Raw genomic sequence first — 1,879 nt, 5'->3', positions numbered from 1 at the left:
AGATACAATTACTCCGTTATAAAGATACAATTACTCCGTTATAAAGATACAATTACTCCGCATTTAGCACCATTATAGGAATTGTATCTATTGATACATTGGTGTAATGTGTATCTTTATAAATATAATTGAACCCTTTTAATATGAAAAACGAGCTTGTTGTGAAAGATAACGCCTTGATTAATGCGAGTTACAACCTTGAAGTAACAGAACAGCGCTTAATCCTTTTAGCGATTATTAATGCTAGGGAAACTGGGCAAGGCATTACATCTGATAGCAAATTAGAAATTCACGCACACGACTACGCTAGTCGTTTTGATGTGAGCAATAGCGGTGCTTATAAAGCGTTGAAAGAAGCCGTAAATAACCTGTTTGATCGTCAATTCTCATTTAAAGAACCTGACAAGCAAGGAAATTTAGGTGTAGTAAGGTCAAGATGGGTAAGCCGTATTAAGTATATTGATGCGACAGCAACCTTAGAAGTTACGTTTGCGCCTGACGTTGTACCATTGATCACAAGGCTTGAGCAGCATTTTACAAGCTACCAACTGAAGCAAGTCGCACAGCTTACAAGCAAGTACGCTATAAGGCTTTATGAAATGCTGATAGCTTGGCGAGCTACAGGTAAAGTACCTGAGATTGAGCTATCAGAATTTAGAAATAGATTAGGCGTAGGCGATAATGAATACACGGCAATGAATAACTTTAAAAGCCGTGTGCTAGAACCAGCAATCAAACAAATCAATGAACACACTGATATAACTGTAAAAGTAGAACAACATAAAAAAGGGCGCACTATTAGCGGCTTTTCATTTAAGTTTAAGCAAAAGCAACAGCCGAAAATTGAAAAACCGAAAGACCTCAAGCGAGATCCAAACACACCTGACTTTTTTATCAAAATGACCGATTCCCAACGTCATTTATTTGCAAACAAACTGTCTGAAATGCCTGAAATGGGGGCATATTCTCAAGGTACAGAAAGCTATCAGCAGTTTGCTATTCGTATTGCAGACATGCTTTTAGAGCCTGAAAAATTCAGAGAGTTATACCCTTGCTTAAAAAAGGCAGGATTTGGTAATTAAAAAAAAGGAGCTTCAGCTCCTTTTTTTTAATTTTATTCTTTGGCTGGCTGTCCTATCGAATCTAACTGATTAATCAGTTCCGCATTTACTTCTTCGCCCGACTTATTGGCAGTATCTTTACTTTCAAATCGTGATGAATCTTGGAGTTCTTTTTTCATACGTTCACGGTCTTCGTCTGTAATTTCTTGCGGAGCAGGTACTTGTTGCGCTTCTTGGCGTACTTCTTCCACAATCTCAGGAGACGATGCTTGCACTCTTACATGTTCTGGTTCTTCTTTATTTTTGCTGCATGCAGTAAGGGTAATAACTGACATTGTTAATAAAGACATTAAAATTTTATATTTCATAAAGAATATCCAGCTTAATTGTTATTCATCGAAGGTAAATCAAAAAGTATTCTATCCCGATCCTCTATTAAATAATCATTAAGTTCAGCGAGTATTTTTTCTTTGTTGGCTTCATTGGATTGCATTTTTTTAATCAAGTAAGAACCAAGTAAGATTTTACGCCGAGTATCATCCTTGCGTTCTTGCTCTTTCTGCTTTGTTCTTTCTCTTGCTTCAATAGCCTGTTTCTGAGCTTTTAACTGTTTCAGCTTCTCCAACTGGGCTTCAATTTTCTTTTCAATATTTTCAGTTGATTTTGTCATAACGGTTAATTTCGGGATATAGAAAACCACTCAAGCATAAGGCTCTATGAACTAGAGTTCAAGCGAGCTATATGCTATCGTGTTTTTCATGAAATGCGCACTTACGACTTGGATTTCATCCAAGTCAAAGTTTGCGTAAGGGGAATCC

Annotated in this window: 3 protein-coding genes; 1 reads left to right on the top strand and 2 read right to left on the bottom strand. The window is 36.9% G+C overall.

Annotated elements, in window-relative coordinates:
- The first annotated feature begins 143 nt into the window (after positions 1 to 143).
- On the top strand, positions 144 to 1,082 hold the full coding sequence (repM, locus tag FTV31_RS16520) for a replication initiation protein RepM (RefSeq protein WP_180015734.1): 939 nt from the start codon (positions 144 to 146) through the stop codon (positions 1,080 to 1,082).
- A 32-nt stretch (positions 1,083 to 1,114) separates the two neighbouring features.
- Here repM and FTV31_RS16515 read toward each other — a convergent pair whose 3' ends face one another.
- Positions 1,115 to 1,429, bottom strand: a complete 315-nt coding sequence (locus FTV31_RS16515; RefSeq protein ID WP_151208206.1) for a hypothetical protein — start codon at positions 1,427 to 1,429, stop codon at positions 1,115 to 1,117.
- A 14-nt stretch (positions 1,430 to 1,443) separates the two neighbouring features.
- Positions 1,444 to 1,731, bottom strand: a complete 288-nt coding sequence (locus FTV31_RS16510; RefSeq protein WP_020847062.1) for a hypothetical protein — start codon at positions 1,729 to 1,731, stop codon at positions 1,444 to 1,446.
- Between the last annotated feature and the right edge of the window lie 148 nt (positions 1,732 to 1,879).

The organism is Acinetobacter sp. YH16031 (assembly GCF_013417335.1).
In the GTDB taxonomy this organism is placed as follows: domain Bacteria; phylum Pseudomonadota; class Gammaproteobacteria; order Pseudomonadales; family Moraxellaceae; genus Acinetobacter.
This window is presented reverse-complemented; position numbering and strand designations above follow the sequence as displayed.